The 22314-nt window shown below is 65.7% G+C and carries 25 protein-coding genes; 13 read left to right on the top strand and 12 right to left on the bottom strand.

The features are described 5' to 3' along the window. Nucleotides 1-31: 31 nt before the first annotated feature. Nucleotides 32-706 carry a response regulator gene (locus ACQP1T_RS24025; RefSeq protein ID WP_433755295.1) on the bottom strand — a complete coding sequence of 225 codons (675 nt, stop codon included), beginning with the start codon at nt 704-706 and terminating at the stop codon, nt 32-34. Further along, on the bottom strand, nt 688-2388 hold the full coding sequence (locus tag ACQP1T_RS24020) for an ATP-binding protein (protein WP_433755294.1): 1701 nt from the start codon (nt 2386-2388) through the stop codon (nt 688-690). The genes ACQP1T_RS24025 and ACQP1T_RS24020 overlap by 19 nt, the downstream gene beginning before the upstream one ends. Before the next feature lie 147 nt (nt 2389-2535). Here ACQP1T_RS24020 and ACQP1T_RS24015 point away from each other — a divergent pair, with 147 nt between their 5' ends. From ACQP1T_RS24015 to ACQP1T_RS24005, 3 genes are read left to right on the top strand one after another with little or no spacing between them, the layout of a single operon-like run. Next, nucleotides 2536-3342, top strand: coding sequence for an ABC transporter ATP-binding protein (locus ACQP1T_RS24015; RefSeq protein ID WP_433755293.1), 807 nt, complete (start codon nt 2536-2538; stop codon nt 3340-3342). Next, nucleotides 3332-4219 (top strand): ABC transporter permease, encoded by an 888-nt coding sequence (locus ACQP1T_RS24010; RefSeq protein ID WP_433755292.1) that lies wholly within the window; start codon nt 3332-3334, stop codon nt 4217-4219. Before ACQP1T_RS24015 ends, ACQP1T_RS24010 begins: the two co-directional genes overlap by 11 nt. Beyond that, a complete protein-coding gene (locus ACQP1T_RS24005) occupies nt 4180-5274 on the top strand; it encodes an ABC transporter substrate-binding protein (protein ID WP_433755291.1) in 1095 nt (364 codons plus the stop codon). The genes ACQP1T_RS24010 and ACQP1T_RS24005 overlap by 40 nt, the downstream gene beginning before the upstream one ends. Before the next feature lie 60 nt (nt 5275-5334). On the opposite strand, the gene ACQP1T_RS24000 is transcribed toward ACQP1T_RS24005, so the two are convergent. Next, on the bottom strand, nt 5335-6099 hold the full coding sequence (locus ACQP1T_RS24000) for a siderophore-interacting protein (RefSeq protein ID WP_433755289.1): 765 nt from the start codon (nt 6097-6099) through the stop codon (nt 5335-5337). Nucleotides 6100-6210: 111 nt separating this feature from the next. Between ACQP1T_RS24000 and ACQP1T_RS23995 the strand changes: the two genes are divergently transcribed. From ACQP1T_RS23995 to ACQP1T_RS23980, 4 genes are all read left to right on the top strand, one after another. Next, nucleotides 6211-7038 carry an NADPH-dependent oxidoreductase gene (locus tag ACQP1T_RS23995; protein WP_433755288.1) on the top strand — a complete coding sequence of 276 codons (828 nt, stop codon included), beginning with the start codon at nt 6211-6213 and terminating at the stop codon, nt 7036-7038. Nucleotides 7039-7135: 97 nt separating this feature from the next. Continuing rightward, a complete protein-coding gene (locus ACQP1T_RS23990; RefSeq protein ID WP_433755287.1) occupies nt 7136-8560 on the top strand; it encodes an amino acid permease in 1425 nt (474 codons plus the stop codon). 47 nt (nt 8561-8607) lie between these two features. Then, nucleotides 8608-9630 carry an FAD-dependent oxidoreductase gene (locus ACQP1T_RS23985; RefSeq protein ID WP_433755286.1) on the top strand — a complete coding sequence of 341 codons (1023 nt, stop codon included), beginning with the start codon at nt 8608-8610 and terminating at the stop codon, nt 9628-9630. Nucleotides 9631-9655: 25 nt separating this feature from the next. After that, nucleotides 9656-10315 carry a class I SAM-dependent methyltransferase gene (locus ACQP1T_RS23980; RefSeq protein ID WP_433755285.1) on the top strand — a complete coding sequence of 220 codons (660 nt, stop codon included), beginning with the start codon at nt 9656-9658 and terminating at the stop codon, nt 10313-10315. Nucleotides 10316-10318: 3 nt separating this feature from the next. On the opposite strand, the gene ACQP1T_RS23975 is transcribed toward ACQP1T_RS23980, so the two are convergent. Then, on the bottom strand, nt 10319-11725 hold the full coding sequence (locus ACQP1T_RS23975; protein WP_433755284.1) for a flavin monoamine oxidase family protein: 1407 nt from the start codon (nt 11723-11725) through the stop codon (nt 10319-10321). A gap of 118 nt (nt 11726-11843) precedes the next feature. Between ACQP1T_RS23975 and ACQP1T_RS23970 the strand changes: the two genes are divergently transcribed. Further along, nucleotides 11844-12053 (top strand): hypothetical protein, encoded by a 210-nt coding sequence (locus ACQP1T_RS23970; RefSeq protein ID WP_433755283.1) that lies wholly within the window; start codon nt 11844-11846, stop codon nt 12051-12053. Beyond that, nucleotides 12050-12790 carry a hypothetical protein gene (locus ACQP1T_RS23965; protein WP_433755282.1) on the top strand — a complete coding sequence of 247 codons (741 nt, stop codon included), beginning with the start codon at nt 12050-12052 and terminating at the stop codon, nt 12788-12790. Before ACQP1T_RS23970 ends, ACQP1T_RS23965 begins: the two co-directional genes overlap by 4 nt. 13 nt (nt 12791-12803) lie before the next feature. Here ACQP1T_RS23965 and ACQP1T_RS23960 read toward each other — a convergent pair whose 3' ends face one another. Beyond that, on the bottom strand, nt 12804-14216 hold the full coding sequence (locus ACQP1T_RS23960) for an MDR family MFS transporter (protein WP_433755281.1): 1413 nt from the start codon (nt 14214-14216) through the stop codon (nt 12804-12806). Between the two features lie 317 nt (nt 14217-14533). Here ACQP1T_RS23960 and ACQP1T_RS23955 point away from each other — a divergent pair, with 317 nt between their 5' ends. Continuing rightward, complete coding sequence (locus ACQP1T_RS23955; protein WP_433755280.1) at nt 14534-14932, top strand: hypothetical protein; 399 nt, start codon at nt 14534-14536, stop codon at nt 14930-14932. Between the two features lie 138 nt (nt 14933-15070). Here the strand turns inward: ACQP1T_RS23955 and ACQP1T_RS23950 are convergent, their stop codons facing one another. Both ACQP1T_RS23950 and ACQP1T_RS23945 read right to left on the bottom strand, forming a co-directional pair. After that, entirely contained in the window at nt 15071-15826 is a 756-nt protein-coding gene (locus tag ACQP1T_RS23950; RefSeq protein WP_433755279.1) for an LGFP repeat-containing protein, read from the bottom strand. Between the two features lie 107 nt (nt 15827-15933). Next, on the bottom strand, nt 15934-16548 hold the full coding sequence (locus ACQP1T_RS23945; RefSeq protein WP_433755278.1) for a TetR/AcrR family transcriptional regulator: 615 nt from the start codon (nt 16546-16548) through the stop codon (nt 15934-15936). A 66-nt stretch (nt 16549-16614) separates the two neighbouring features. On the opposite strand from ACQP1T_RS23945, the gene ACQP1T_RS23940 reads away from it, so the two are divergent. Beyond that, entirely contained in the window at nt 16615-17388 is a 774-nt protein-coding gene (locus ACQP1T_RS23940; protein ID WP_433755277.1) for an SDR family oxidoreductase, read from the top strand. Between the two features lie 32 nt (nt 17389-17420). Continuing rightward, complete coding sequence (locus ACQP1T_RS23935) at nt 17421-18437, top strand: NADP-dependent oxidoreductase (protein WP_433755276.1); 1017 nt, start codon at nt 17421-17423, stop codon at nt 18435-18437. A 15-nt stretch (nt 18438-18452) separates the two neighbouring features. Here the strand turns inward: ACQP1T_RS23935 and ACQP1T_RS23930 are convergent, their stop codons facing one another. The 5 genes from ACQP1T_RS23930 to ACQP1T_RS23910 form a co-directional block, all read right to left on the bottom strand. Continuing rightward, nucleotides 18453-19439 carry a zinc-binding dehydrogenase gene (locus ACQP1T_RS23930; RefSeq protein WP_433755274.1) on the bottom strand — a complete coding sequence of 329 codons (987 nt, stop codon included), beginning with the start codon at nt 19437-19439 and terminating at the stop codon, nt 18453-18455. A 15-nt stretch (nt 19440-19454) separates the two neighbouring features. Continuing rightward, nucleotides 19455-19877: an organic hydroperoxide resistance protein gene (locus tag ACQP1T_RS23925; RefSeq protein ID WP_062985395.1), complete on the bottom strand. Its 423-nt coding sequence runs from the start codon at nt 19875-19877 to the stop codon at nt 19455-19457. Beyond that, nucleotides 19874-20329: a MarR family winged helix-turn-helix transcriptional regulator gene (locus tag ACQP1T_RS23920; protein WP_433755273.1), complete on the bottom strand. Its 456-nt coding sequence runs from the start codon at nt 20327-20329 to the stop codon at nt 19874-19876. The genes ACQP1T_RS23925 and ACQP1T_RS23920 overlap by 4 nt, the downstream gene beginning before the upstream one ends. Before the next feature lie 81 nt (nt 20330-20410). Further along, nucleotides 20411-20770: a hypothetical protein gene (locus ACQP1T_RS23915; RefSeq protein ID WP_433755272.1), complete on the bottom strand. Its 360-nt coding sequence runs from the start codon at nt 20768-20770 to the stop codon at nt 20411-20413. A gap of 54 nt (nt 20771-20824) precedes the next feature. Beyond that, complete coding sequence (locus tag ACQP1T_RS23910) at nt 20825-21673, bottom strand: SAM-dependent methyltransferase (RefSeq protein WP_433755271.1); 849 nt, start codon at nt 21671-21673, stop codon at nt 20825-20827. Between the two features lie 301 nt (nt 21674-21974). Here ACQP1T_RS23910 and ACQP1T_RS23905 point away from each other — a divergent pair, with 301 nt between their 5' ends. After that, nucleotides 21975-22250, top strand: a complete 276-nt coding sequence (locus ACQP1T_RS23905; RefSeq protein ID WP_433762336.1) for a hypothetical protein — start codon at nt 21975-21977, stop codon at nt 22248-22250. Nucleotides 22251-22314 lie beyond the last annotated feature (64 nt).

The following is a 22314-nucleotide window of genomic DNA, read 5'->3' as shown; positions in this document are numbered from 1 at the left end:
TCCGATTTCCGCCGAGATCGACAGGGGGCATTCAGCGGCGGCGCGGTACGGCGGTGTACTCCTGTTCGGGGCGGCCGGTGGTGCCGTAGCGCAGACGCATCTGGACGGTGCCCGCGGCGACCAGGGCGGCGAGGTAGCGCTGGGCGGTGGCGCGGGAGATGCCGATGGCGGTGGCCACCTCGGCGGCGGACAGGGGTGCGGTGGCATCCAGGATGGTGTGCAGGACAAGGTCTTTGGTGGGGGAGGCGATGACGGTGGCCGCGGCCGGCGTCGAGGTCGGGCGCAGCGCTTGCAGCGCTGCCTCGATGGCGGCGTTATCGATCTGGGGTGCGGCGAGGGTACGGCGGTAGCGGGCATATCCGGCCAAGCGGGCCGCGAGCATGGTGTGTGGAAAGGGTTTCACCAAGTACGCGAGCGCTCCCGCGGCGAATGCGGATCGGACGGTGGTGCTTTCGGTGGCGGCGGTCAATACCATGGCGTCGCAATGTAATTCGCGCACGAGATCGATGCCGGAACCGTCGGGAAGGTAGACGTCGACCAGCGCCAGCTCGATCGCATTGGCGGCGTTGAGTTCGCGCGCCCCGGCCAGGGTGTTCGCGGTACCCGCGACGGTGAAACCGGCGATGGATTCGACGATTCCGGCGTGCAGATTGGCCACGCGGAAGTCGTCATCCACCACCAGCACGGTCAGATCTGTTGTGGCCATGGCATCTCGCTGTCTACCAGTACTCCGGGGATTCGGGCGATGAATTCGGCGCCGGTGAGCGGCGGCGCACCACCGCGCGCACTGGCGAGTCGGACATCGCCGCCGTGCGCGCGGGCGATCTGGCGGATCAGCGCCAGGCCGACGCCGCGCCCGCCCGGCACACCGTGATCCTCGCGGGTCGAGGTGCCCTCGGTGAACAGGGTGTCGATCAATTCGGGTACGACACCGTCACCGCTGTCCGCGACCGTGATGTGCAGCGTCGAATCCTCCTGCACCAGTTCGACTTCCACCTGCTTGGTGGGATTGTCGGCGATCCGGGCGGCCTCGATCGCATTATCGAGCAGATTGCCGAGCACGGTCGTGACATCGACGGGTTCGGCGAGATTGCCGTCCACCCAGGTATTCGGGCCGAGCACGAGTTCGACGCCGCTCTCGCGCGAATGCGCCGCCTTGGCCGCGAGGAAGGCCTGCAGATACGCGTCGTGGATCGCATCGATGCCCGGCGTCGCCGCGCCGAGCGGACCCGCGCCGATCAACTCATCGATGACATGTGACGCCTCCTCGGTGCGCCCACTGTGCAGCAGGCCGCTGAGCAGGTGCATCTTGTTGGAGAACTCGTGGCGCTGAGCGCGCAGCACGGTGCTCATCGATTGCACGGCGTCGAGTTGGCGGGTCAGCGCCTCGACATCGGTGCGATCGCGCACGGTGAGCACGGCGCCGAGATCGCGTCCATCCCGGGTGACCGGCCTGGCCGCCACCACCACGATATGCGAGCCGATGGTGGCCGGTGTCGGTTGTTCGTCGAGTGCACGGAAAACCTCCAGCACCCGTGGCGTCAAACCGATCTCGTCGACCGGCCTGCCGATCTCGGCGCTGATCCCGAGCAGCCGCCGCGCCTCGTCATTGACAAACGTTGTGCGCCAAGCCGAGTCGACGGCGAGCACACCACGGCCGATGCCGTGCAGCACCGCCGCCTGACCTTGGACGAGTTCGGCCAGTTCGGCGGGTTCGAGTCCGAGCGTCAATCCGCGCCATCGCCGCGCCAGCAATGCCGAACCGGCGATGCCGATCAGTAGCGCCGCGGCGATGAACAGCGCCGCGGTGCGCAGATCGGAGAGCAACTGCCCGCGAATCGCGGTGGTCGAGATGCCGACGCTGACCGCGCCGACAATGCGATCCGAATCAGGCTGCACTACAGGTACTTTCGCACGTACCGAAGGACCTAGCGTGCCGCGCTCCTTGACGATCACCTCGCGGCCCGCCAACGCCTCCGACGGGTCCGTGCTCACATGTTCGGTCAGTCGTGCCTCGTCCGGATGCGCCAACCGGATTCCGGCATCGTCGGTGATCACCACGAACAGCGCGTCCGTGCGCTGCGTCGTATCGATGGCGATCCGCTCCAGCGGCCCCGCGGTGAGCTGCGCCCGCAGCTCGGGGGTCACCGTGCCCGGTGCGTACCGGGCGACCTCTTCGCGCACCACCGGCTCGGCCGCGATGCTGCGCGCGATGGCGAGCGCACGCTGCCCGTACTGATCGTTGAGCCGTTGGCCGCTGACGTAGCCGAATACCGCGAAGGCTGCGCCGAGGGTCACCGAGACGATCACGATCTGCAGCAGCAGCACCTGGGTGCGCAACCGGAAGTGTCCGGTCGCGCGCCGTCGTGCTCTGCCGTCGTTGGCCATTTCCGCAGCATAAACCACGGAGACGGGCGTGAGCAGAATGCGCACAACCTTCGAATCGCCTCGTTTGCGCCGGTTGTGCGCACAAGCCTCGAAGTGTGACCCGGCACACGTAGGTTCGCTCTACCTGATCCGCTAGGAGCAAGAAAAATGACCGAACCACTCATCGAGCTGCGGAGCGCGACGAAGCGCTTCCCCGGCAGCGGCGGCGGAATCCACACTGCCGTCCGCAATCTCGACCTCGCGGTGCGACCCGGCGAATTCGTCGCCGTGGTCGGGCCGACGGGTTGCGGAAAGTCGACGACGCTATCGTTGGTCTCCGGGCTGGAACCGGCCTCGGCCGGGCGGACGCTGGTGCGCGGCAAGGATGTCCACGGCATCCCGGACGGCATCGGTTACATGTTCCAGCAGGATGCGGTGCTGCCGTGGAAGAGCGTGATCGATAACGTCGCCCTCGGCCCGCGCCTGCGCGGCAAGTCCAAGGCCGAAGCACGCGAACAGGCCCGCGGCTGGGTGCGCAAGGTCGGTCTCGCCGGATTCGAGAGCTACTACCCGCATCAGCTCTCCGGCGGTATGCGCAAGCGCGTCGCACTGGCGCAGACCCTGGTCAACGATCCCGAGATCCTGCTGATGGACGAGCCGTTCAGCGCGCTGGACGTGCAGACCAGGCAGTTGATGCAGGACGAACTGCTGCGCGTGTGGGCGGGCACCGGCGCGGCCGTCATCTTCGTGACCCATGATCTGGAAGAGGCCATCGTGCTCGCCGACCGGGTCGTCGTCATGACCGCCAGCCCGGCCACGGTCTGCGGCAATTTCCCGGTCTCGCTGGACCGTCCGCGCGATGTCGAGGAGGTCCGGCTCACCAACGAATTCCGGGACATCTACAAGGAAATTTGGGAAACGCTGCGCGATCAGGTCGAGGCAGCCCGAGGCAAGGGAGCCTCCCGTGTCGCATAACGTGCTCGAAGACGCGGCGAAGTCCGCGCCCGAGGTGGAAATCGAAACCGAGGAGCAGATTCTCGCGCGCGTGCGGACCAACCTCCGGCGCAACCGGCTGCGCACCTGGGGCCTGCGCATCGCGCTGATCGCGGTGTGGTTGGGCGCGTGGGAGCTCACCGCCACGCTGTGGATCGACCCGTTCTTCTATTCCAAGCCCTCGCTGATCTGGGACCGGCTGGTCGAATGGTTCACCGATGGAACGCAATTCGGCTCGATCTGGCTGCAGATGTACACCACTGTGCAAGAAGCGGTGCTCGGCTTCGTGATCGGTGCGGTTGCCGGTGTCGTACTCGGCACGCTGCTCGGCCGCAGTCGGTACTGGGCCGAGGTGCTCGCGCCGTTCATCAAGGCGCTCAACGCTGTTCCGCGTATCGTGCTGGCTTCGCTGTTCATCATCTGGTTCGGTCTGGGGCTCAGCTCGAAGGTCGCGACGGTCGTGGTGCTGGTGTTCTTCGCCGTATTCTTCAATGCCTTCACCGGTGCGCGCGAGGTCGACGGCAATGTCATCAATAACGCCCGCATTCTCGGTGCGAGCAAGCGTCAGGTGCTGAGCTCGATCGTGCTGCCCAGCGCGACGACCTGGATCCTGTCCAGCCTGCACACGGCTTTCGGTTTCGCGCTGATCGGCGCGGTGGTCGGTGAATATGCCGGTGCCAGTAAGGGTTTGGGTCTGCTGATCAGCAATGCCCAGGGCACCTTCGATTCGGCAGGTATCTACGCGGGCATGATCATCATCACCGTCATCGCGCTGCTCGCCGAATGGGCGATCAGTGCTGCGGAGGGCCGATTGCTGAAATGGCGTCCGTCGCAGGCGACTTCGAGTCACGGGATCTGATCATGCGGTACGTCAAACATCTGACGATCATTGTCGGGGTCATCGCGGCACTGCTGCTGGCGACCGGTTGCCGGGACTCCCGAACCATTCCGATGGCCAACGGTCGGCCCCAGATCACCATCATGGTCGGCGGTTTGGAAAAGGTGATCTATCTGCCCGCCATGCTCACCGAGAAGCTCGGTTTCTTCGCGAAGAACGATATCGACGTCAAACTGCTCGGCGAGCAGTCCGGCGCGAGCGCCGAAACCGCGCTGCTGACCGGCGATGTGCAGGCCGTGGTCGGCTTCTACGACCACACGATCGATCTGCAGGCCAAGGAACAGTGCCTGAAATCGGTGGTGCAATTCGCCGATGTGCCAGGCGAAGTGGAGCTCGTCTCCAAAGCGGATGCGGCCGGTATCAGATCGCTGGCGGATCTGCGCGGCAAGAACCTCGGCGTGACTTCGCTCGGCTCCTCGACCGACTTCCTCACCCAGGCGCTCACCGGACAGGTCGGTATGACCACCGCCGATTACACCCGGGTGAAAGTCGGTGCGGGGCAGACCTTTATCGCCGGAATGAACCACAACGGCATCGACGCGGGCATGACCACCGACCCGACGGTCGCCACCATGGTGAACTCCGGTGACGCGAAGATCCTCGTCGATATGCGCACCGAGGCGGGCACCCGGGCGGCATTGGGCGGGCTATATCCGGCATCCTCGCTGTACATGCGCTGCGACACCGTCGACGCGCATCCGGATATCGTGCAGAAGATCGCGACCGCCTTCGTGCAGACGCTGCAGTGGATCAAGACGCACACCGCCGAGGAGATCGCCGACAAGATGCCCTCGCAATACGCGAGCGCGGGCCGGGATCTCTACGTCCAGTCCATCCGCGACTCGATCGGCATGTTCAACGGCACCGGCCTGATGAAATCCGAAGGCGCCGAGAATGTGCTGAACGTGCTCGGCAAGTACTCGAAGAATGTGGCACCCGTCAAGGACCGCATCGATCTGTCCAAGACCTACACGACCCAGTTCGTGCAGGAGGCGCTGCGCGCAAATCAGCAGTAGCGACACCACGAAATCCCATGGCGACCGGCGAACATCCGGTCGTCATGGGATTTCGGCCGTTCACCGGTTCGGCGCATCCTCGGTGTCCTCGACCTTGAATTCGGCCTTCCATTCGCGGAAGCCCTCCTCGGTGCGGCCGCGCCGCCAATAGCCGGAGATCGAGTTCGCCCATTCGGCGGAGACGCCACGCTCGCGGCGGATGTAGCGGCGCAGGTCCTGCATGACGGCGCGAGCCTCGCCGTGGATGAAGACCTGCACCCGGCCCTGGCGCCACGGCGCCGCGCGCACGGCTTCGGCCAGCACATCGCCCGGCTCGCGTGCGCCGCGATGCAGCCAGGTCAGCTCGATGCCGGTCGGCTTGTCCAGCTTCAGTTCGTCATCGGGTCCGGCGACCTCGACGAACGCCTGCCCGACCGCATCGGCGGGCATGCCCTCCAGCGCGGCCGCGATCGCGGGCAGGGCCGCCTCGTCACCGGCCAGCAGATGCCAGTCGGCATCTGCGCGCGGCGCATAGGCTCCGCCCGGTCCGAAGCAGTCGATGGTGTCGCCCGGCCGCACCGAGGCGGCCCACGGACCGGCAATGCCCTCGTCGCCGTGGTAGACGAAGTCCACGGCCAGCTCACCGGCATCCGGATCGACCGAGCGCACGGTATAAGTGCGCAGCACATCGATCCCGTCGCGCGGGTAAATGAACTTCACATACGAGTCGGTGAACTCGCTCGGCCGGAACGCGGCGAAGCCGGGTCCGCCGAAGTACACCCGGATCAGATGCGGGGTCAGCCGCTCGGTGCGCTGCACCGTCAGGGTGGTGCTGGGTCGTGCCAAGGTAACCTCCACTAATTTCTAATTAGGCTTGCCTTACCAACCGTACCCGGTTCGGTTCATGCTGAGGGTTACCGCAGACGAGCGCGCCCTACATGTCACAGGATGATCGGCATGACGCAGACCGTGCCGAGCGCCGCCCACGCCGTCCAACAGCGCTACCGGGATCCGAATCCGACCGAGCCCGCCGAGTGGAATCCGGTGCTGCAGGTACTGCACGAGCACCGCTCGGTGCGCCGCTACCTCCCCGATCCGGTCTCCGACGAGACCCTGCGCCTGCTCATCTCCGCGGCCCAGTCCGCGCCGACCTCCTCCAATCTGCAGGTGTGGAGCGTCATCGCGGTCCGCGATCCGGCGCGCAAGGCCCGCCTCGCCGGGCTGGCCGGTGGGCAGGCACACATCGAACAGGCCCCGGTGCTGCTGGTGTTCACCGCCGACTTCGCTCGGCTGCGCCAACTCGCCGACGACAACGACGTGCCCTTGGCCGGAGCCGACTACCTCGAATCGAGCTACGTCGGTTTCATCGACGCCGCGCTCGCCGCGCAGAATGCCGTCGTCGCCGCGGAATCCCTCGGCCTCGGGACCGTCTACATCGGCGCGATCCGTAACAATCCGGAACAGGTTGCGGCGGAACTGAAACTGCCCGAGCAGGTATTCGCAGTCTTCGGACTCGTTGTCGGACACCCGGATCCGACTGAAGACGCCCGCGTGAAACCGCGCCTGCCGCAACCGGCCGTCCTCCACCACGAAACCTACGACCTGCCCACCCAACGCCCCCACGTCACGGCCTACGAAGACCGCATCGCCGAGTTCTACGCCGAACAGCAACTCTCGCATTCCTGGACAGAGCGCGTCCTGGCACGCCTGGCCTCCGCCGCCAGCCTCAACGGCCGCCACCGCCTCCGCGAGTCCCTGACCAATCATGGCTTCCGCCTGCACTGATCGCGGTGTAGTTCGGGTCGCGCGGCGGTCCGGTGGTGTGGCCGGTAGCGTGACGGGCTGATCGATCTCGAGCTCCACGGGAAGGACCGCACGCTCCATGACAGCCTCCGACCATCAGCTACAAGCTGATTCGGCGCCTACGGCCCTATCCGGTGGAGAAGGGTACTCCCGGGGGCTGAGCCCGCGGACCATTCAGATGATCGCGATCGGTGGTGCGATCGGCACCGGCCTGTTCTATGGTGCGGGCGGCGCGATCGAGCAGGCCGGGCCGGGGCTGATCCTGGCCTATCTCGCGGCGGGTCTGGCGATCTTCGTGATCATGCGGGCGCTGGGGGAGTTGCTGACCTACCGGCCGATCTCGGGTAGCTTCGCCGAGTACGCGCACGAATTCCTCGGGCGCTTCGCGGGATTCGTCACCGGATGGTCGTATTGGGCGGTATGGGTGGCGACCTGTATGGCCGAGATCACCGTCGCCGGGAAGTATGTGCAGTACTGGTTCGACATCGCGCCGTGGCTGACCGCGCTGGTGGTTTTGGCGGTCATGTTCAGCGCCAACCTGATCTCGGTGCGGCTGTTCGGCGAGGGCGAATTCTGGTTCTCCGCGATCAAGGTCACCGCGATCATCGCGATGATCCTGATCGGCATCGGGGTGCTGACGATCGGCTTCGGCCATGCCGCCGACCCGACGGTCACCAACCTGTGGGCCGACGGCGGTGTGTTCCCGAACGGTTTCGGACAGTCGCTGCTTGTGCTGCAGATCGTGCTGTTCGCCTACGTCGGCGTCGAGTTGGTCGGTGTGACCGCGGGCGAGGCGCGGGACCCACGCCAGACGCTGCGCAAGGCGATCAATACCCTGCCGTTCCGCATCGGGCTGTTCTACGTCGGCGCGCTCGTGGTGATCATGTCGGTGGCCAGTTGGCGCAACTTCCACGCGGGCAAGAGTCCGTTCGTCGAGGTGTTCCAGCAGATCGGTATTCCGGGCGCCGCGGGCATCATCAATTTCGTACTGCTCACCGCGGCGCTGTCGTCGTGTAATTCGGGGATCTATTCCACCGGCCGCATGCTGCGCACCCTGTCGCTGCACGGGGAGGCGCCAGCGGGGTTGAACAAGCTCAGCTCGCGCGCGGTGCCGTATGTCGGCATCACCGCTTCGTCGGCGGCGATGGTCATCGGTGTGATCGTCAATGTGATCTCGCCGGATAAGGCGTTCAACTACATCACCTCGGTCAGCACCATCGGCATCATCTTCGTCTGGGGCGTAATCTTGGTGTGCCACTTGATCTATCGCGCCAAGGTCGGCCGTGGCGAACTGCCCGCCAGCGACTACCGCCTGCCCGGTGCCCCGATCACCACCTGGTTGGCGTTGGCTTTCCTGGGTTTGGTTGTCGTCCTGTTGTTCTGGACCGACAGCGGGCGCACCGCGATTATCGTCGGAGCGGTCTGGGGTGTGCTGGTCTGCGGCGGCTATCTGGCGATGACCAAGCTCGGCAAGGGCGGCGCGGCAGCCGAACCGGTGGCATAGGGGACCGTGGGTAAGCCCGGCGGTCCGCACCGGCCCTGAGGAGGCACATGGTCACGATCATCGGCGGCGGTATCGCGGGCACGCTACTCGCCGGATCCCTTGCGCGCGCGGGACTTCCGGCCACGGTGTACGAGCGTCGCTCCACGGTAGAGGCCGGTGCGTTCCTCACCCTCGACAGCCGGGCGCATGCGGCGCTGGCTGAACTCGGGATCGGCCGCGAGGACCTATCCGCCGCCTCGTGTGAAGTGCGCGCGCTCGGTTTGCACGGCATCACCGGGTATCGTGCCCAACCCGGCAACGGTCGGCGGCTCTATTTCCGCCCGGATCTGCTACGAGTGCTCACCGACTTCGCGCACGCCACGGCCGCGGAGTTCCACTACGACCGTCCGGTTACCGATCTGGACATCGAGAGCCGAACCCTCAGGCTCGCAAGTGAATCGGTGACGCCGGACGGACCGGTGATCGCCGCGGACGGTATCGACTCGCTCGTGCGCGCCCGCATGGAACCCGACCGGCCCGCGGTCTACGCGGGTCAGGTCGTCATCTACGGCGTCACCAGGACCCCGATCACCCTGCCCACCGAAGAATCGGTGCTGCACTTCCATCGCACCGGCAACGCTCAGCCGACGGACGCCTTCGGGCACTTGTGGAACGACGAGACCGCGGTGTGGTTCGCCAGAATCCGTCGCCCGGCGATCCCGGTGGCGGACAACGGTTTCCATCCCGTCGAGGCGTGGGCAGCGCAGATCCACACCGCGCTGCCCGCCATTCCGGGACTGATCGACTCGCTGCTCTCGATGACCGATACGGTGCACGTCAGCAATGCCCGCAATGTGCCGCTGAGTCATCCGCGGCCGCCCCGAGACGATGTAATCCTTTGTGGCGACGCCGATCACGCCATCAGTCCGGCCGCGGGCGTCGGCGCTCGCGATGCGATCGAAGACGCCGCCGCCCTCTACCGGGCACTCGTCGCGAAGACCTCGATAGCCGAGACCATGGCGAACCGTCGCCGCCAGATCCTCACCGAGCGAGCGGAGGTCGCCGAGGCCTTCCGGCGGGGCCGCTTCTGACATCGGCTCGTGCGAGACTGGCTGGATGGCTGTGAATCGAGATGCCGATGCCAGCAGGTTGGCCGCGGAATCGCTCGCGCAGGATGATCCGACGGGGTGGTTCGAGCGGCTGTATGCGGAGGCGGCCGCCGGGACGGCGGTGGTGCCGTGGGATCGTGATCAGCCCAATCCGATGGTTGTCGAGTGGGCCGAGCGTCGCGCGCTCGACCGGGCCGGACGTCGGGCATTGGTGATCGGCTGCGGGTACGGGCAGGATGCGGAGTACATCGCGCGGCTCGGTTTCGCGACCACCGCCTTCGATATTTCGCCGACCGCGATCGCCGAAGTGCGCCAACGATTTCCGGAGTCGCCCGTGGAGTATGTGGTGGCCGATCTGCTGGATCCGCCCGCCGCGTGGCGGGAAGCGTTCGATCTCGTCGTCGAGTCGATTACGGTCCAGTCGATGCCGGTGTCGGTGCGCGACACCGCGATCGCCAATATCCGGCGGGCCGTGGCGCCCGGCGGTCGGTTGGTCGTGATCGCCGGAATCAGGGCGGAGGGAGAGCAGGTCGGCGGACCGCCGTGGCCACTGACCCGATCGGAGATCAATGCGTTTGCGGCCGAGGGACTTCGGGCAGTGGATATCGAAGCGAATCACGAGAAGCAACGCTGGCGGGCCGAATTCATCCGCTCGGCTGCTGGATAAGGATCAGATGACCGCTATCGGCTTCCGGCCCCCAGCGACCAACGCGGTGATCTCGGCGGCGGCTCGTTCGCCTGAGCGGATCGCCCCGTCCATGTAGCCCATCCAAATGGTCGCGGTTTCGGTTCCGGCCCAATGGATTCGGCCGACCGGCTCGCGTAGTGCCGGACCGTATTCGGTCCAGGTGTTCGGCGGCATGAAGGCTCCGTAGCAGCCTCGGGTCCACTCGTCGGCGGACCAGTCCTTCTCGATGTAGTCGAGGGGCGTGGCCGCCGCCGGGCCGAAAAACCTGGTGAGGCTGGAGATGACGATGTCGCGGCGTTCCTCGCGCGGGTAGCGGCCGAGTCGGCGGGCATCACCGCCCTCCAGGAAGGCGAGCAGCACACCGGGATTCCCGTCCGGCGGGGAATTGTCGAAGGTGACCTTCACCGGTCCGGTGGCGGCGGTGACCTGTCCGGACAAGCCGTCCGCACGCCAGAAGGGTGTGTCGTACACGGCCATGCTCTTGATGACCGAGCCGTTCGGCATGCGCTGAGTGAGCTGGTCACGATCTGCGGGTAGCGCGGGGGAGTAGACCAGTCGACCCGCCAGCGCCGGACTCATCGCCACGATCACTCGGCGGGCCAGGATCCGGATATCATCGCCGTGTACCACAACGGACCCCTGGCTCTGCTCGATCTTGCGCACCGGCGTATTCAGCAGCACGTGCTCGCCCAACTGCTGTGCCAGCGCCAGCGCGATCCGCTGGGAACCGCCAACGATCCGGGTTTGCTGTGCGCCACCGTCGGTTTCGATCAGCGAATCCACACCGCCACCGGCATTGAGATAGGCCAGCAGATGCAACAGCGAGACATCGGCCGGATCGGCGGCCCACACCGCCTTGCAGACCATCGTGATGGACCGGCGCGCGATCTCCGAATGCAGATTGCGCCGCATCCACGATTCGACAGTCTCGGCATCCCATTGCCTCGACCGTTCGGCCGACCACGGTGCCGCTGCCGGGACCGTGCGCGACATCCGGTCCAACCGCTGCAGACCGACATAGGCATCCAGCAGGGCGGCGGAGGCGATCAACGGAATCCGACCACGATAGCGCCGCAGCTTCCCGCGATGTTCGAACAGATGCCGCCCCGCGGTGTAGGTGGGAAACGTCTCCAGAGCCAATTCCTCGATCAACGCCAGCACCCGATCCTGGCCGGGACCGACCCACTGCCCGCCGACCTCGACGATCTTGCCGCCCCCGATCGGGTGGTTCAGCGTGCGCCCACCGACCCGATCCCGCGCCTCGACGACCACCGCATCGAATCCGTCGCGGCGTAACCGGCGAGCCGCCGCCAATCCGGCCAGCCCGCCGCCGATCACCGCGATATCCACCGTGTGCTCGACACCCATGGCGACCACCGATCCACCCATTGACCGCTCGGTTGACGACTCGGTCGTATGCTCCGACGTTAGGACCGGTACACGACCGGCGTCAATGACCCCGAACCGCACTGTGATCATGAACCCGATGTGCCCGACGGAGGCAACCATGACAGAGCACACGCTGGCGGAACTGATATCCGATGACCTACCCCCGGGCATTGCCGCGTTGAGTCCGGAGCACCAAGCCGAGCTCGCCCAGGCGGTCGTCGATGCCCGATGGCGGGAGGCCGACGAGCTCAAGGCCGCCGCCTTCGGCATGCTGGACTTCCTGCCGCGTTTCCTGCGCGGCCCGGTCAAGAAGGCGGCCGGACTGTGACGGCACAATTGCTGAAACTCGCACGGACACTGGGAGTTCCGGTCGAGCAGCTCGAATATCTCGGCGACGTGTCCGATGCGGATCTGCGCGAATTCCGCCGTCAGGTCACCGATCTGTTCGTGGCCGGACAGGAGGCCGGATTGCGTCGGGTTGCCCAGGCGTCCAAGGTGATCCCGACGCCGATCACCGCGAAAATGGTGGCGCGCAGCCGCGGTGCGCTACTCGCGGCTCGGATGTCGGGGGTGCTCGACCCGTCGCACGCGGTGGAGGTCGCCAAGCGCCTGCCGGTCGACTTCCTCGCCGATATCGCCGCGCAACTCGATCCGCGCCATTGCGCGGCAATTATCGGTGGCCTACCCGAGCCGACGATTGTCGCGGTCGGCAAAGAGCTTGCGGCGCGCGAAGATTGGATCACCCTCGGTGATCTGGTCGTCTCGATCTCCGACACCGCGGCCCGCGCCACCGAAACCGCACTCGATGGCATCGCACTCGTCCGCTCGGCCTACCTCGTCGACGACGCCGCGCAGTTGGAGCGCTTCGTCAACCTGGCTTCGCCGGACAAGCTCACCGAAATGCTGCGTGCCACAGCCGAAAACGATCTCTGGTCGGAATACCGCGGCACACTGAACGCGCTCTCCGAATCCGCGGTCGAAGCCGTCCGCGCCGCCGCCGAACACCTACCCGCCGAGCAGCGTGACCGTGCCCTGGCCGAAATCGCCGAGCGGAGTGCCTCATAACTTTCGGGGTGCGCTAGGCGACGTTCGCACCACGGCGCGGCATCATCGCGGAGGCGGTCACCATGACCAAGGCCATCGCGGCGACCGCGAGGAAGACCAGATGTACCGCCGAGGACAGCAGCGCCGGAGCCGGATGGTCGGTGTCGCCGACGCGCGAGTTCACGATGGCGCCGAATATCGCGACACCGACCGCACTGCCCAATGACCGGGCGAACATATTCGCCGAGGTAACCACGCCGCGCTCCGACCATTCCGCCGTTGTCTGCGCCGCGATCAGGGTGGGTGTGGCGACCAGGCCCATGCCGGTACCGATCACGAAACACGATGCGGCGACCTGGATCAGCGTGGAATTCTCATCGATCAGCAGAGTGGTCGCGGCACCCATCGTGGCCAGCGTGCTGCCGATCAGTGCGGTGGCGCGAAAACCGATGCGCAGGTAGACTTTTCCGGCCTGGGAGGCGGCCAGCGGCCAGCCAAGGGTGAGCGCGCCGACGGTGAGACCGGCGATCAGTGCCCCGGTGCCGAGCACGCCCTGGGTGAAAGTCGGCACATACGAGGTCATCCCGAGCAGAATCGCGCCGACCAGTACCGAGACCAGACTGCTCGCGATAATGACCCGTCGCGTGAAAACCCAGAGCGGCAGAATCGGGTTCGCGGCCCGCCGCTCCACGAGAATGAACAGCACCAGCACGAGTGCGCTGCCGACGAAGATGCCGATGCCGGTCGGCGACGACCAAGCCCAGGCCTGACCACCTTCGAGCAATCCGAGAATCAGTGCCCCCGCGCCGAGGGTGAGCAATACCGCACCGAGATAGTCGACGCGCTGTGTGCGCCGTAGTGTGCTCTCCTCGAAGCTGCGCACCAGCATCCACCCGGCGAGTGCGGACAGCGGGATATTGATCAGGAAGATCCAACGCCAGCTGACGTATTCGGCGAACAGTCCGCCCAGCAGCGGCCCGACCACCGCCGAGATCGCCCAGACGCTGGCCAGATAGCCCTGAACCTTGGCGCGCTCGGTCAGTGTGTAGAGATCGCCCGCGATGGTCATCGTCATCGGCATGATGGCGCCCGCGCCGATACCCTGCACCGCGCGGAAGATGATCAGGCCCAACATGCTCGTCGCCACACCGCACAGCAGTGATCCGAGCGCGAAAACCGCAATGCCGAACAGGATTACCGGTTTGCGTCCGAATGTATCGGCAACCTTGCCGTACACCGGGACCGTAACCGCTTGTGTCAGCAGGTAAATCGAGAAGAGCCACGGGAATTGCGAGAATCCGCCGAGGCTGTCGGTGATGGTCAGCACCGCGGTCGCGATAATGGTGGAATCCAGCGCGACCAGGCCCGTGGCGAGCATCAGCGAAGCAAGGATCGCACCTCGATCGGATCGCAGACCGACGGACGACTCCACTGCCTCGGTTGCCACCGACCGGCCCCTCTCCTTCGCTTCACTAACCACCCCGAAGCAACGTATCGCGGCCGCAGCTATTCCCGCACGGAATTATTCGGCACCGGATCGGCCGGCATCTCCTGTGCCGTCACTGCACAGCGACTCCTGGCCGGGTAGCCGCACCCAGGGTGCCGCTCGGGTGCCGGTTCCTCGGGCGTCAGCGAATCTACTGAATGGTTACGTGCGTGTCATCACAGTTGCGCTGAAAGTCCCTGTTAGACATGGTGTCGAATTTTCTCAGATTCTTCATCTACTACTGCTCTCAGTAGTTAGAGCACCGAGGCAAAGGGGCCATGATGCGTCGAACAACAACCACGACCAAGCGCGGTGGCGCACAAGGCAGAGCCCTCGTCCTGCTCGTCGGCGCGATCACCCTGGGTACGGCGATCGGCGCGGGCGAGGCTTCCGCGATTTCGGACGCGCGCTCTGACCACTCGAACAATCGCGGCAGTACCAGCGGTCGCGATACCGCTGGCTGGCATCACATCGATCCGTTCGGTTACCACCACACCCCGCAGAATTCGTTGCGGCGCAACGAACAGCAGAACAATCTGCGTGAATACCGCAGCCAGAACGAGTCCGGCACGGATACTTCCGGCAACCGCACCAGCGGCACGACGACATGGACCCGGGTGCCGCGCCCCGACGGCGACGGCTGGACCGTATGCCGCGCTGCGGCGAGGACGTGCTGATGTAGCGCGTTTTCATTGTGAGCCATAAACTTTCGTGACCCAGATCGCTGGATGCCGTCGCCGGTATCCCCGGAAATCCGCGCACCTCCGGTGCCCTTGGGTGAAGCCGACCTGGCTGAACAGGACGACATCGGTTTCCTAGGGCTGCCAGGTGATTCGACCGCCCTGGAAGTCCTGCGCTTTGCCGCCCTCGTAGTCGTATTCCTCGCCCGTCGGGAATCCGTACCGTCCGGATTCCTGGCCGTTGGACACCCACAGATCGCGGATCGCACCCCAGACGACATGCGCACCCGAACGCGGGGACCAATAGATCGCGCCACCCGGGAACAGGTTGTAGCGCCCGTTGTCCGTGCGCGCGGCCGCCTCGTCGTTGAGCGGGAACCCGAGTGCGCCGCTTTCCCAGCCGTAGGCCCCCCATTTATCGCGAATCGCCCCGCCGATCTGGTGCGCGGCGGTGCCGAGGGACCAATAGATGGACCCGCCCTGGAAAACGTTGTAGGCGCCGGATCCCGACGGCGTGGACAGCTGACGGGTGACGGGGTAGCGCAGCACACCGGTCTCCCAGCCGAGGTCGCGCCACTTGTCGCGGATCGCGCCGCTGATCTCATTCGCGCCGGTATCCGGATGCCAGTAGATCGAGGCATTGCGCTCGAACGTCTGATACCGGCCGCCGTTGGCGGCATCGAGTTCGGGTCCGGTCGGGTCGCCGAGCACGCCGGGGCCGCCCACCTGGTCGTATTCGACCTCGATGGCTCCGCCGACGTCGAACGGACCGACCGGGCGTGCCGTTGCGGTGCCGAGGCCGACGCTCAGCAGCAACGCCAGTGCGGCGGTAGTCGATGTGAGTGCCGTCCGCGCTTGCGATCGGGACGGGGTGCGAATCAGCCGTGCCAATTGGACTCCTGAACAGGTCGTAGTCGAACACGAACAGGTGTGAATTCTCGGACTGTCAGCTGGCCGTCGACAGCCCCATGGATGGCATACCGGTGACGTTAGCGTGCCTAGCTTTTTCGGGACGTGCGATCGGTCACGACCGGCTGGGGCACAAGCAGTTCCACCAGGTCCCTGGCCCGTGCGGCGGGGCCGTTCGCGCCGAACGCCTGGACAGTAGCGTAGACCCCTTCCATCACGAGCATCAGCTGGTCGGCGAGTATCGCCGGATCGGCGAGCGGGACCGTTTTGCCCAACTCGTCCACCAGATCGGCGAACCGGCCCCGCACCCACCCCTTCATGGCCACCGCACGCTTATGACTGGCGAGATCTCGATCGGGCAGTTCGCCGAGTGCGATGAGGAACGGGCAACCGCGACACACATCGGGGCGGACCTGCTCCGCGAGCGCATCGAAGACCGCGAGAATGCGATCTCGCGGCTCGAGGCCGGGGTCGGCGGCGGCGCTGAACCACTCCCGATAGTGCTGGTCCTCGCGGTCCAGGTACGCCGCGACGAGATCGTCCTTGGACGCGAACAGTCGATACAGAGTGGTCGGTGCCACGCCCGCCTCGGCCGCCACTTTGTCGACGCCGGTTGCGCGAATGCCGTTCTCATAGAAGAGATCACGCGCGACCTGCAGCACATGGGCGCGAGTTTCGGCGGCGGCGCGACGTTTTCCTTCCACTGGAATAGCCTAACGCCGACGCTGGTTGTTAGGGATCGTTCCCTAACAAGTTCGAAGGAGCTGGACATGGCCGATCTGACAGATAAGACCGCACTGGTCACGGGTGCTTCGCGCGGCATCGGACGTGCCATCGCCGAGCGGCTGGCCGCCGACGGTGCGCTGGTCGCGGTGCATTACGCGAATAACGATGCGGCGGCGAAGGATACGGTGGCGGCGATCGAACGGGCGGGCGGATCCGCGTTCGCGGTGCGCGCGGAGCTGGCCGCCGCGACGGGTGTCGACGACCTGTTCGCCGGTCTCGCGGACGGTCTGGGTGGACGGCCGCTGGACATCCTGGTGAACAATGCCGCGATCATCACCTACGAGTCCACCATCGACCAGACCACGCCCGAGCAGTTCGAACGCCAGTTCGCGATCAATGTGCGCGCGCCGTTCTTCATCATTCAGCGGGCGCTGTCGCTGATCCCCGACGGCGGCCGGATCATCAACATCTCCTCCGGTGTCACCTGGTTCGCGACGCCGCAGATCGTCTACTCGATGACCAAGGGCGCGCTCAATGTGCTCGGCCGGTCCCTGGCCAACACGCTCGGCTCCCGCGGCATCACGGTCAATACCGTGTCGCCGGGCGTCACCGACACCGATATGAATTCCTGGCTGCACGAGACCGATGACGCCATCCCGAGCATTACGGCGATGACCGCGCTGGATCGGGTCGGTCAGGGCGCTGATATCGCCGACGCGGTGGCGTTCTTCGCCGCCGATGACGGACGCTGGGTCACCGGGCAGACCCTGGAAGTGAACGGCGGACTCTATCTCGGGCCCAAGGCGCAAGCCTGGTGAATCGACGCCCCGGCCGGGCTAGGGTAAGGCACATGGTGGAGTCGACGAGGATTGTGCTGGCATCCCGGCCGGAGGGCGCACCGACCCCGGCGAATTTCCGGATCGAAACCGCGGCGCTACCCGAGCCCGGCGAGGGCGAGGTGCTGCTGCGCACCCTGTATTTATCCCTCGATCCGTATATGCGTGGGCGGATGAGTGCCGCCAAGTCGTATGCGGCGCCGGTGGCGATCGGCGATGTGATGGTCGGCGGGACCGTCGCCGAGGTGCTCGAATCCCGGGCTCCGTCGATCGCGAAAGGTGATGTGGTGCAGGCCTATTCGGGCTGGCAGACACATCAGGTCGCAGCCGCGTCGGGCCTGCGCAAGCTGGATCCGGACAAAGCGCCGATATCGACCGCGCTGGGTGTGCTCGGCATGCCGGGGTTCACGGCGTATTCCGGGCTGTTGCAGATCGGGCAGCCGAAGGCGGGAGAGACCCTGGTGGTCGCGGCTGCCAGTGGCCCGGTCGGTTCCGCCGTCGGCCAGATCGCCCGCATCAAGGGTGTGCGGGCGGTCGGTATCGCGGGTGGTCCTGAGAAATGCGCCTATGTGCGTGAGGAATTGGGCTTCGATGCCGCAATCGACCATCGCGCACCGGATTTCGCCGATCAACTGCGCGCCGCCGTACCCGATGGCATCGATATCTATTTCGAAAATGTCGGCGGAGCGGTGGCGGACGCGGTGTATCCGTTGCTGAATACCTATGCGCGCGTACCCGTTTGCGGGCTCATCGCTAATTACAACGCGACCGGCTCACCCGAAGGGCCGGATCGCCTGCCCGGCTTCTACGGTCGCATTCTGACCAAGAGTCTCACGGTGCGCGGATTCATCCAGTCCGAATTCGTCCGGGAGATGTACAAAGATTTCCTGCGTGAGATGTCCGGCTGGATCGCCGAGGACCGGGTCCGCTACCGCGAGGACGTTGTCGAAGGCCTCGAGCATGCACCGGAGGCGTTCATCGGCATGCTCGAGGGCCGTAACTTCGGCAAACTCGTGGTGCGGGTCGGGTAGCGGACCCGGATCGGATTACACCGGCTGCGGCGACAGCGCGATCTTGGCCGACCGTCCCGGTGTTTCGCTCGCTGCGGCGGCATCGGCGGCGGACTCCAGCGGATAGACGGCCTCGACGTCGAGGCGCAGTGCACCTGTCGCCGCCATCCCCACGAGTTCGCCGATGAGGCGGCGCATATCCTCGCCGCTGGTCTGCTCGGCCCGCTTGGAACCCCAAAAACCCTTGACCACAGCCTGTTTGAAGATCAGCGGACCCGGATTCACGGACAGCGGCTGACCGGACAGCGCACCGAACGAGATCAGCTCACCGTCCTGGCCGAGCAGCGAAAGCAGCGCATCGGCCGCCCGCCCACCGACCTGGTCGACGGCTCGCACGATCGGCGCACCCGCCGTCGCGGCGACGGCCCGGTCGAGCCAGCCATCGGATTCGGTATCGAAGACCGGTTCGAAACCCAACTCCTGCAACGCTTTGACCGAAGCCGGGCCGCGAACCAGATTGAGCACGTTGACACCGCGTTGCCGCGCAAGCACATTCACGAGGCGACCGACCGCGCCATTGGCGGCATTGATCGCGATCCAGTCGCCCGGTGCGACCCGCAGATCCTCCAGCAGCATCAGGGAGCTGAGCGGCATGGCCAGCAACTGTGCCGCCGTCTCATCGGAAATGCTCTCGGGCAGCGGAACCACCTGCGTCGCCTTGGCCAGGAAATATTCTGCCCACACATTGTGGATGCCGGAAACGCTCACGCGCTGACCGACTTGCAGTCCGGTCACATCCGATCCCAGTGCATCGATGCGGCCGACGGCCTCGGTGCCCGGGACGGCGGGCAGCGATGGCTTGTAGCCGTAGACCCCGCGAATGGTCGCCAGATCGTGATTGTGAATGGGCGCGAGGATCAGCTCGATCCGCACCTGTCCCGGCCCGGGTTCGGGCGTCGGCTGTTGTGCGGTGGTGAGCACATCCTTCGGCTCGCCGAAACTTTCTATGACAACGGCACGCATGGTGGATTCCTTTCGTCAGTCGTCGGCGAGGATGACCTGGACGTCGATATTGCCGCGGGTGGCGTTCGAGTACGGGCACACCTGGTGGGCCTTGTCGGCGATGGTCTGCGCCTCGGCGGGGGACAGATGCGGCAGCGAGATCTCGAGGGTGACGTTCAGTTCGAAGCCGCCCGCGTCGTTCGGGCCGATGCCGACCTTCGCGCCGACCGCGGAATCGTCGACATTCGCGCCTTCGCGCTTACCGACCAGGCGCAGCGCACTGTGGAAGCAGGCCGCGTAGCCCGCCGCGAAGAGCTGCTCCGGGTTGGTGCCCACGCCGCTGCCACCCATTTCCTTGGGGGTGTTCAACGCGACGTCGATCTTGCCGTCGGAGGTGCGGGCGTGGCCGTTGCGTCCGTCGCCGGTCGCGAGGGCTTCGGCGGTGTACAGGGCGGTCATGGCTGACTCTCTTTCGATCGAGGGTGGGACATCAGCGCATCGGCAAGTCGCCGAAGGGTTTCGCGCAGGGTGACGAATTCATCGGGGGACAGGCCGCTGGCCTCGCCCATTTCCGTTGGCAGACAACGGGCTTCGGACCGCAGTTCGCGGCCACGTTCGGTGAGTTGGATATCGACGCGACGTTCGTCGGCCGCTGCCCGGCGCCGTTCGACCAGGCCCGCCGCCTCCAGCCGCTTCAGCAGCGGTGACAGCGTTCCGGAGTCGAGCAGCAGTGCCTCGCAGAGGTCGCCGACGCTGCGTCCGTCGCGTTCCCACAGTGCCAGCATCACCAGGTACTGCGGGTAGGTGAGCCCCAGGCGTTCGAGCCTCGGGCGATAGACCGCCGTCATCGCCCGCGACGCGGCATAGAGCCGGAAGCACAGCTGCTCGTCGAGGGTGAGGTGATCGGTCATGTGCACTACGGTAGTGGGCAATTAAATTGTGCACAACTAAATTGGCTATGCACCACGTCACACCGGATCGGCACCCTGTGCTCAGCCTGCGACGCTGCCGCCGCCGATGCCGAGGTAGACGATCATCATGGTGAACAGGAACCAGCCAGCGCCCTGCCAGATCGGCCAACTCCGGCCGCGCCGCCACACGCGATAAGTCTGCACGAATGCGCAGATGCCGCCGAACATCAGCACCACGGTCGGTCCGGTCAGGATCGCGGTTTTCGCGGCGGTGTCACACAGCATCGTCTCCGCGGCCGCGCACGCGCTGCGCTGGGCCGCCCATATCGCGGTGACCACGAAGACGAGCGCGGCCACCACCAGCACCGCCGCCACATAGATCGCCACCCGGCGAAAGGTCCGCTCGTCCGCCGTCCACCGCTTCTCCAGATCGTTGACCATGATCGATCACCTCATGCGTGGAGTTGCCGTCCGACGCCGACCCAAACGTCGGGGTCAGGGCTTGCGGCCGACGCCCGCCCAATACCACGCGGATTCCGGATCGGCCTGGATGGCTTGCGCTCGACCCGATAGTTCGCCGATCAACTCCGGATGCCAGGTGACGACGGGAACGACGCCCGGTTCGACGATTTCGGTTCCCGCGAACAGGGTTTCGGTTTCGGCCCTGCTGCGCGGATTGAAGTTGATCCCGGCGGATTCGGCCGAGGCCACCACCCTGGCCATCGCTCGGGCGTCGAAATCGGCGGTGGGATGGGTGATCACGAGAAAGCTGCCGGAGGGGACCGATTCGAGCAGGTTCTCGATAATGGCCTGCGGATCGTCGCTGTCGCGGAAATACATCATGATCGCGACCAGCATGATGGCGACCGGACGGTTGAGGTCCAGGGTCGCGGTCAGGGATGGATCGCGCAGTATCGAGGCCGGATCGTGCAGATCCGCATGGATGAAGGCCGTTTTGCCCTCACGGGTGCTGGACATGAGCGCCCGCGCGTGCGCGAGCACGATGGGATCGTTGTCCACATAGACCACGCGCGCGTCCGAGGCGACGGTCTGGGCGATTTCGTGGGTATTGCCCGCGGTGGGGATGCCGGTGCCGATATCGAGGAACTGGGTGACGCCCGCATCGACGACGTAACGCACGGCGCGGCCGAGGAAGGCCCGATTGGCGCGGGCCATACTGCGGATTGCCGGAATATGGGTGGCTATCGCATCGCCGAGTGCCCGGTCGGCCGGGTAATTATCCTTTCCACCGAGCCAATAATCGTAAACACGAGCTTCATGAGCCACACTCGTGTCGATTTTGGTCGGCAACCCAGTGGCGGTTTCGGCCCAGTTATCCGGCATGACGTTTCCCTCCTGCGGCGGGCGGGCCGTCGGGTGCCCGCAACCGCCCGGGCCGCCCACGGTCGGCGGCCCTCTTCGGCGAATTTTCCTCGCTCAGGATAGGTGCGGCATCGGTCCGGCAAGCCGGGATTCGGACGGCATTAGGGGATCGATTCCGGTGTGTCGGCCCGGCCACTTGATCTTGATGCGGTTGAATCTATGAGGTCAAGGCGCTGTAGCGGTCCATTGCGAAGTCTCTTCTTTTCTGCGAGGTCTCTTCTTCTCCCAGCACCGGCATGCGACAAGGAGCATGAAAGTGAGCATGATTCTCGCCGCGTTACACGACACCGTGCTAGCCGAGGTCGGTAATCCGACACCGGAGGCGCCGCCGCTGGCGGACAAACTGATGCAAATGGGCCGGTATTTCACCTGGCTGATTCAGTTGTCCGGGGTCACCGCCATTACCTACGGCGGTGGTCGGTTCGCCTGGGAGAAATGGTCAGGGGGCGGGTTGCAGTCGCCGAAGATGATCGCCAGCGCGATGGCCGGTGGTGCGGTCGCCACCAGTGCGGGCACGATCATGAATGCCGTGATCTAGCGACCGCATACCGTCCGTTCGAATCGAGCGCCCGCACGAAAAGTCGTGCGGGCGTTCATCGACG

The sequence above is a fragment of the Nocardia sp. CA-135398 genome (assembly GCF_050955845.1).
Classification (GTDB): Bacteria; Actinomycetota; Actinomycetes; order Mycobacteriales; family Mycobacteriaceae; genus Nocardia.
The sequence above is the reverse complement of the archived record's forward strand: the minus strand, read 5'-3'. Positions and strand labels throughout refer to the sequence as shown.

Excerpts from the sequence above, each read along its gene's own strand:
- ACQP1T_RS24015 (WP_433755293.1), top strand. The coding sequence starts at position 2,536 with ATGACCGAACCACTCATCGAGCTGCGGAGCGCGACGAAGCGCTTCCCC.
- ACQP1T_RS23955 (WP_433755280.1), top strand. The coding sequence starts at position 14,534 with ATGATGCGTCGAACAACAACCACGACCAAGCGCGGTGGCGCACAAGGC.
- ACQP1T_RS23935 (WP_433755276.1), top strand. The coding sequence starts at position 17,421 with ATGGTGGAGTCGACGAGGATTGTGCTGGCATCCCGGCCGGAGGGCGCA.
- ACQP1T_RS24020 (WP_433755294.1), bottom strand. The coding sequence starts at position 2,388 with ATGGCCAACGACGGCAGAGCACGACGGCGCGCGACCGGACACTTCCGG.
- ACQP1T_RS23940 (WP_433755277.1), top strand. The coding sequence starts at position 16,615 with ATGGCCGATCTGACAGATAAGACCGCACTGGTCACGGGTGCTTCGCGC.
- ACQP1T_RS23980 (WP_433755285.1), top strand. The coding sequence starts at position 9,656 with ATGGCTGTGAATCGAGATGCCGATGCCAGCAGGTTGGCCGCGGAATCG.
- ACQP1T_RS24005 (WP_433755291.1), top strand. The coding sequence starts at position 4,180 with ATGGCGTCCGTCGCAGGCGACTTCGAGTCACGGGATCTGATCATGCGG.
- ACQP1T_RS23990 (WP_433755287.1), top strand. The coding sequence starts at position 7,136 with ATGACAGCCTCCGACCATCAGCTACAAGCTGATTCGGCGCCTACGGCC.
- ACQP1T_RS23925 (WP_062985395.1), bottom strand. The coding sequence starts at position 19,877 with ATGACCGCCCTGTACACCGCCGAAGCCCTCGCGACCGGCGACGGACGC.
- ACQP1T_RS23915 (WP_433755272.1), bottom strand. The coding sequence starts at position 20,770 with ATGGTCAACGATCTGGAGAAGCGGTGGACGGCGGACGAGCGGACCTTT.
- ACQP1T_RS23905 (WP_433762336.1), top strand. The coding sequence starts at position 21,975 with ATGATTCTCGCCGCGTTACACGACACCGTGCTAGCCGAGGTCGGTAAT.
- ACQP1T_RS23975 (WP_433755284.1), bottom strand. The coding sequence starts at position 11,725 with ATGGGTGGATCGGTGGTCGCCATGGGTGTCGAGCACACGGTGGATATC.
- ACQP1T_RS23920 (WP_433755273.1), bottom strand. The coding sequence starts at position 20,329 with ATGACCGATCACCTCACCCTCGACGAGCAGCTGTGCTTCCGGCTCTAT.
- ACQP1T_RS23995 (WP_433755288.1), top strand. The coding sequence starts at position 6,211 with ATGACGCAGACCGTGCCGAGCGCCGCCCACGCCGTCCAACAGCGCTAC.
- ACQP1T_RS23910 (WP_433755271.1), bottom strand. The coding sequence starts at position 21,673 with ATGCCGGATAACTGGGCCGAAACCGCCACTGGGTTGCCGACCAAAATC.
- ACQP1T_RS23985 (WP_433755286.1), top strand. The coding sequence starts at position 8,608 with ATGGTCACGATCATCGGCGGCGGTATCGCGGGCACGCTACTCGCCGGA.
- ACQP1T_RS23930 (WP_433755274.1), bottom strand. The coding sequence starts at position 19,439 with ATGCGTGCCGTTGTCATAGAAAGTTTCGGCGAGCCGAAGGATGTGCTC.
- ACQP1T_RS23970 (WP_433755283.1), top strand. The coding sequence starts at position 11,844 with ATGACAGAGCACACGCTGGCGGAACTGATATCCGATGACCTACCCCCG.
- ACQP1T_RS24025 (WP_433755295.1), bottom strand. The coding sequence starts at position 706 with ATGGCCACAACAGATCTGACCGTGCTGGTGGTGGATGACGACTTCCGC.